Source organism: Adhaeribacter sp., assembly GCF_057359045.1.
In genome coordinates this window covers 109,876-116,775 of the sequence record NZ_JBMQUD010000012.1, presented here as the reverse complement: position 1 = coordinate 116,775, position 6,900 = coordinate 109,876, and the positions used below count along the sequence as shown (strand labels likewise).

The 6,900-nt window shown below is 42.6% G+C and carries 2 protein-coding genes and 2 rRNA genes; all 4 read left to right on the top strand.

Annotated features, from left to right (window positions below; genetic code table 11):
• A 23S ribosomal RNA gene (locus ACO1R6_RS02805) occupies positions 1-308 on the top strand; the annotation flags it as partial.
• A 194-nt stretch (positions 309-502) separates the two neighbouring features.
• Positions 503-614: ribosomal RNA gene (rrf, locus tag ACO1R6_RS02800) — 5S ribosomal RNA — on the top strand.
• A gap of 1,064 nt (positions 615-1,678) precedes the next feature.
• On the top strand, positions 1,679-4,324 hold the full coding sequence (locus ACO1R6_RS02795) for a DUF7133 domain-containing protein (RefSeq protein WP_486261992.1): 2,646 nt from the start codon (positions 1,679-1,681) through the stop codon (positions 4,322-4,324).
• Between the two features lie 568 nt (positions 4,325-4,892).
• Positions 4,893-6,749, top strand: a complete 1,857-nt coding sequence (locus ACO1R6_RS02790) for an alpha-amylase family glycosyl hydrolase (protein ID WP_486261990.1) — start codon at positions 4,893-4,895, stop codon at positions 6,747-6,749.
• Positions 6,750-6,900 lie beyond the last annotated feature (151 nt).

Sequence of the window (6,900 nt, the reverse complement as noted above, 5' to 3'; positions counted from 1 at the left end):
TGGGTTCAGAACGTCGTGAGACAGTTCGGTCCCTATCTGTTGTGGGCGTAAGAAATTTGACAGGACCTGACCTTAGTACGAGAGGACCGGGTTGGACAAGCCTCTAGTGCACCTGTTGTGGCGCCAGCTGCAGCGCAGGGTAGCTACGCTTGGATGAGATAAGCGCTGAAAGCATCTAAGTGCGAAACTCACCTGAAGATGAGATTTCTTTTAAGGGTCGTTAAAGATGATGACGTTGATAGGCGGCAGGTGTACCGGTAGAAATACCATTAGCTGAGCCGTACTAATTACCCGTAAGCTTTCTTTGAAACAAATAGTTTACCCTTTAGTAAATACTTGCTGTTACCTCTCTTCTTTTATGTTGTCAATCTAGTTATTAGTAGTTAGTGATTAGTAGTTAGTATAAAGATATTAACTTTAACCTCTAAACTGATTAAAAGAACTTAAAGCATCAAAGCTGAATAAGTCAGCTTCCGGGACCGCCAAAACGGCCCAGCAAAATAATGGTGGTTATAGCGCGGGTGTTCACCTCTTCCCTTTCCGAACAGAGAAGTTAAGCCCCGTAGCGCCAATGGTACTGCCGTCACACGCGGGAGAGTAGGTAGCCGCCAACCCCTTTTTTTTCTTAGCATATACCTACCGGTATATACCCAAAGAGCCCCTCTGTTAAGAAGGGCTCTTTGCGTTTAGTAGAAAAAGGAAGATAGGCTAAAAAGAATAAGATTAGCTTTGTCTCTACCTCTTGCTTTTTCTAGATACTCCCAATATCTGCCACTAACTTCAGCCTGCGCTACAACTTTCAACAACAGTAATCTCAACTTTTTATCAAGTCAAGTATTCAAGGCACCCCATGTAAGTAAATTAAAGATTAAGATAAACTTTACTCAGGCCTTTTGTTCCGCCAAAATAAAAATCAGCTTAATAAATTTGAAGCGTTTTGTTCTGAGATATAAGTTAGGTAATTAGTTCTTTAGACGTGTAAAGTTGTAGCAGGTTAAAATCATTAACCCTATTTGAGGATGGGTCTTACATATTATGAGTAAATTTATTCAAGTCAAAAACAAATTGCCGTTTTTCTCCTTACACGGTCCTGCGGGCACCAGGTTCTGGAACAATCTTGGCAAAGCGCATAGTAGAATCTCCTCCTTGAAACTGCATATTGAAATTACTAATATCAGGGAGGTTATCTAAATCGCTGTTGAAATCATTGTTTCCGGTTGAAGAATTGTCTTTACCTATAATATCTGCATCGTTTCCAAGCGCTACAACTTGGATATTAGCTTCAAATCCTGACTAAAAAATGAGTTGACCTGGAAAGGAATTGTTCTTAGTAATTGGAGTAGTTTTACAATTCCATAAATTAAAGCTTAAACAAAAGCTAATGAACACATATTTATCCATTAGTATATTTATTTTACAGATTAAAAGGAAGAGAATATTTAAAAATAAAAAGGATAAATAATTGTAAAATAAAAAGGTTATAAGATCAAGCAATTAAGCAAGTATGGCCTTATTAGCTATTATACATAATTCGAATATATATCAAAAATATAAAACACTTATTTTGAAACGATTAGTAAACTTGAGTATATTAGCAGGCTCAAGATAGGTGTATAATTGAATTATTTAGCGAGCGCTGGTATTTCAAAGAAAAGCAGTAATTATTAAATTTTATTACATGTTAAAAATTCCTCTTATTCTTTTTTATATATTTTTATTGTGGTTTGGTATAGTTGAAAAATTAGGCCTTTCACAAACTAAAAACCAGGTAGAAACTACCAAAAAGATTAGTGCGCGGGCAACTGCACCAGAGGGACCAGCCGAGTTAGTAATAACCAATTTTACGGGTCCTGATCTTACTCCTAGTCCGGCCTGTTTAGCCGTAGCGCCAACCGGCGAAGTATTTGTAGGAGTAGATATGATGGGCTCTTTGGGCAAAAGCCCGGATAAAGGCAGCATTGTTAAACTGGTAGATAAAGACAATGACGGTAAAGTAGATCAGCATACTACTTTTGCCAAAGTTGATAATCCGCGCGGCATAATTGCCCTCGGCGACCAGGTTTTTGTTTTGCACACTACCTTTTCCCCGGAAACTGGTAAAGCATCGGGTATGGATCTGGTCGTTTTTGAAGATAAAAATCAGGATGGGACAGCCGATGGACTATCTAAACCGCTTATTCAAAATATTAGCTCGCCTAAATTTTTGCAAAGCCGAGGCACCGACCATGCTACTAATGGTATCCGGATGGGTATTGACGGTTGGATTTACATTGCTGTTGGCGATTTTGGCTTTCATGATGCAGTAGACCGGACCGGTAAAAAAATGACTATGTTGGGTGGCGGTATTGTGCGGGTGCGCCCCGATGGTACCGAAATGGAAGTTTATACCCACGGTATGCGCAATATTTACGACGTAGCCATAGACCCATTCATGAATATTTTTACCCGGGGCAATACCAACGATGGTGGCGGCTGGAACATCCGGTTCAGCAACCAAATTCAATCCGGCGAGTACGGTTACCCGGTATTATTTAAGCATTTCACCGACGAAATTATTCCGGCTCTGGTAGACGTAGGTGGTGGCTCTGGTACCGGCGCTTTATTTATGGACGATGCTACCTGGCCCGAAAAATACAATAACGTACCCATGATGGCCGATTGGGGTAGAAGTCAGTTGTACATTCATCGGGTAACGCCAGATGGCGCCAGCTTTAAACAAAAAGAAGAGGAATTTATCAAGCTCCCCCAAATCACAGATATTGATATTGATGGTTCCGGGCGGGTATATATGTCGGCTTGGGATGGTGCCGGTTATTCGGGTAACCCCGGTAAAGGTTTTGTAGTACGGGCTGTGCCTAAAAACTGGAATTATAAGCCGTTTCCTAACCCCAAGAAAGCTTCGGAGAAACAATTAACAGAATTATTAAAATCTAATAGTTCGGTGGCCCGCTTACACGCACAACAAGAGTTGTTATTACGCTCCGATAAAAAAGCTGCCAAAATAGCGCTTAAAATTGCTAACGATAAAAGTTTATCGCTGGCGGTTCGGGTAGCTGGGGTTTATACCTATGCCCAGGCAGCCGGCGAAAGTGGCGTAAAAGAATTGGTTAAGCTAACCGCCGAACCCCAAATGCGGGAGTTTGCTTTACGAGCCCTAGCCGACCGGAAAACCCGTTTAAAAGGAGTACCTGCCGAACCATTTATGCAAGGCTTAAAAGATTCATCGCCACGGGTACAGGTAGTAGCTGCAGTAGGCTTAAGCCGGTTAAGCTATAAAGATGCAGCTGCCGCTTTGCTGCAAACCAAAGTGCCGGCTTCTTTTATTGCGCCAGCCAAAGGTACAGAAGGGCCACATGCAACCCCCAATTCTGCCATTATTCCGCCGCATATTGCCGTGCGCTCTTTGGTAAGCCTGCAGGCGGTAGATGCCTGTGTGAATGCCATTGGTACCGAAAACTCTACTTTGGCACTTTGGGCTTTACGTTACCTGCACGACCCCAAAGCGGTGGATGGGCTAATTGCGGCTTACCAAAAAACCAAAGACGAAAAGCTGAAAAAAGAAATACTTACGACGGTTTCTCGCTTATACCACCAAGAAGCGCCTTACGATGGTTCGTGGTGGTGGAGTACCCGCCCCGATACCCACGGACCTTATTATAAAGGCATTGCCTGGGAAGCATCGCCCAAAATAGAAAGCTTCCTGAAAGAAGAATGGAATAAAGCCACCGACAAGCAGTTTTTTGCTGACCTGAACGCCCGGCACCGAATGGGCATAACCGAATTTGGCGGCGAAGAGAATTTAGCCAGTACAGAAGAAGTTAAAGTCGATTTGGAGAAAATCCGGAACCAAAAAGGCCAGATTGGTAAAACATCTATTGAAGACGTAATGTTAGCCATGGCGAAAATAAAAGGCGACCCCATTAAAGGAAAAGCCCTTTTTGCCCAGCAAGGTTGTATTGCCTGCCACAGCCTGAACAAAGGTGAAACCATGAAAGGGCCATTTATGGGCCAGATTGGTTCTATCATGAACCGCGAACAAATTGCCGAATCTATTTTAAAACCCAATGCTTCAATTTCGCAGGGCTTTGCTACGGTACAGCTAACGGCTAAAGGTGGCAAAAACTATATGGGTTTTATCTCGGAAGAGTCGGGCGATAAGCTGGTGATGCGCAATATTGCCGGTGAAGTTTTTACCATTAAAACCAGCGATATTGTTTCGCGCAAAGAATTAGAAACTTCTATGATGCCGGCCGGACTGGCCAATTCTTTATCGTATGAAGAGTTTGCTTCGCTTATTACTTTCCTGTCGCAGCAAAAGAAATAAATATTCCCATCCCATGCGCTTACGTATAGGTTCATTACCTGTAACGTAAGCGCTTTTTTTAAAGTAGTTTAGCCTTTCACCAATCAATTGTAAAGTCTTTTATCTAACAGAATACAAATTTATACCGATATTAAATCGATAGTGTGCTTAATCAAATGCTCTCGCCAGTGTTCCGCTGGTGAGGCTTTCTACCGGCCTCTGGCCCCTATTATTCCTGAAAATAATCAAAGGGCAAGTGTATAGCGGCCGGAGGTCGGGAAATAAGACCCGGGTGAGGCGTGCCCGCACCATATACCACTTGGTGCTTATTTTCTTTAAGCGCAGAACTAAACGAATTATGGTGTAATTAAGTAAATGGCTGTAGTAAATGCTGAATGTACTTAGGTTCAAATTGTTTTCTTTTCTAAAAAAAATACTTAAAATTTAGTATTGCTAAAGGCTGGCAGAAGAAATATATTGGCTTGATCCTCCAAAGAGCTTAAAATTAGCTTAAGTAAAAAATATTCTTTTTCTCAGAAGAGGTATGTACGCTGATTGCTAATATTATTTTTCTTAATCAACGCCAATCATGAAACCGAAGCGCATTGCCGAAATTGATCTAGAAGCTTTAACCAACCGGACCTTTCATCCGTCGCCTTTTGCCTGGGAAGACCAGGTTTTATATTTTTTAATGCTCGACCGGTTTTCGGATGGAAAGGAAAACCGGTACCGCGATAATAATAATGAGCTGGTTACTACCGGTTCTACGCCGCCTTTTAACATAGAACAGCCTAATTACATAAGCCGCGAAATATGGGAGCAGCAGGGGCATGGCTGGTGCGGCGGTACTTTAAAAGGGCTTACAAGTAAAATTGGGTATTTAAAACGGTTGGGCATTACCGCCATCTGGATTAGTCCTATTCTCAAGCAGGTTTCTTTTCAGGATACTTACCACGGTTACGGCACCCAGAATTTTCTGGATATTGATCCGCATTTTGGTACTGCCCAGGACTTACAAGAATTAGTAACTGTAGCCCACGCCCAAGGCTTATACATAATTCTGGATGTGATTCTGAACCACGCTGGCAATATTTTTTCTTATAGCCCAGATCGCTATTGGACCGAACGAGATGGTAACTGGTTTTTAGAACCCCGTTGGGATGGTAAACCGTACACCATTGCCGGTTTTAATGATAAAACAGGTCAGCCCACTATCTCTTTCGATGCTGTAAATAAGGCTGCCTGGCCCGATGGCGCGGTTTGGCCGCAGGAACTGCAAGCTCCGCAAACCTTTACCGGAAAAGGCCAGATTACCAACTGGGACCACGACCCGGAATACCTGGAGGGTGACTTTAGTGATTTAAAAGAAATTAAATTAGGTAGCGGCCCCACCGACCAGTACGTACCTTCTCCGGCGCTTTTAACTTTAATTGAGTGTTATAAATATTGGATTGCTTTTGCCGACCTGGATGGTTTCCGGGTAGATACCGTAAAGCACATGGATACGGGTGCCGCCCGCTATTTTGCCTCGGCTATTCATGAGTTTACGCAATGTATTGGCAAAGAAAACTTTTACCTGATTGGCGAGATAACCGGCGGACGTAAATTTGCCTACGAAAAGCTGGAAACCATTGGCATGAATGCCGCTTTGGGCATCGATGATATTCCGGATAAATTAGAATATTTGGTAAAAGGCTACCGCAACCCCGCCGATTATTTTAACCTGTTTCGCAATTCGGTGTTAATGCATAAAGAGTCGCACGTTTGGTTCCGAAATAAAGTAGTAACCATGTTCGACGACCACGACCAGGTGCGTAAAGGCAAGTGGAAAGCCCGTTTTTGTGCCCACGACCAAGGCTGGCGGGTAATTTTAAATGCTCTGGCCCTAAATGCCACTACTTTGGGCATACCCTGTATTTACTACGGCTCAGAGCAAAGCTTTAACGGTAAAGGAATTACCGAAAGAGATGGCAACGATTTATTTCTACGGGAATGTATGTTTGGCGGTCGGTTCGGGGCTTTAGAAACCCAGAACCAACATTTTTTTAACGAAGATAGCTGGGTTTACCAGGAATTATCTAAAATATTGGCTATCCGGAAAAATAAAATGGCGTTGCTCCGTGGCCGGCAATATTTGCGCGAAATTTCGGAGAATGGCCAGGGTTTTGGCTTGCCCACCTTAGTAGGTAATGAGCTGCGAGCCGTAGTGCCCTGGTCCCGTATATTTAATAACGAAGAAATTTTGCTGGCCATTAATACCGATTATGATAATGCGCGGGCGGCCTGGGTTATTATTGATAACAACCTGCACCCAGTCGGAAGTAAATTAACCTGCTTGTATGCAACCGATGCTACCAAAATTGGACAGGAAATTACCGTTGAAAATAAAGAGGGTAAAGCCGTTTGGCTCGAAGTGCCCGCCGCTGGCTTTGTTATATATGCATAAATTAAAATAAAGAATATTTTTAGCTTGAGTAGCCTTCATAAATATTTAGCTATTGCGCTGTGAACCCAGGTAATAAACCTGCGCCGTTATTTTAATTTCAGCCAGTTTCAGAATAATTAGTATATTCGGATTATTGGGTTAACTATAAGTT

What these genes read in the sequence shown, in the direction of transcription:
- ACO1R6_RS02795 (WP_486261992.1), top strand. Translation starts at nt 1,679, where the DNA reads ATGTTAAAAATTCCTCTTATTCTTTTTTATATATTTTTATTGTGGTTT.
- ACO1R6_RS02790 (WP_486261990.1), top strand. Translation starts at nt 4,893, where the DNA reads ATGAAACCGAAGCGCATTGCCGAAATTGATCTAGAAGCTTTAACCAAC.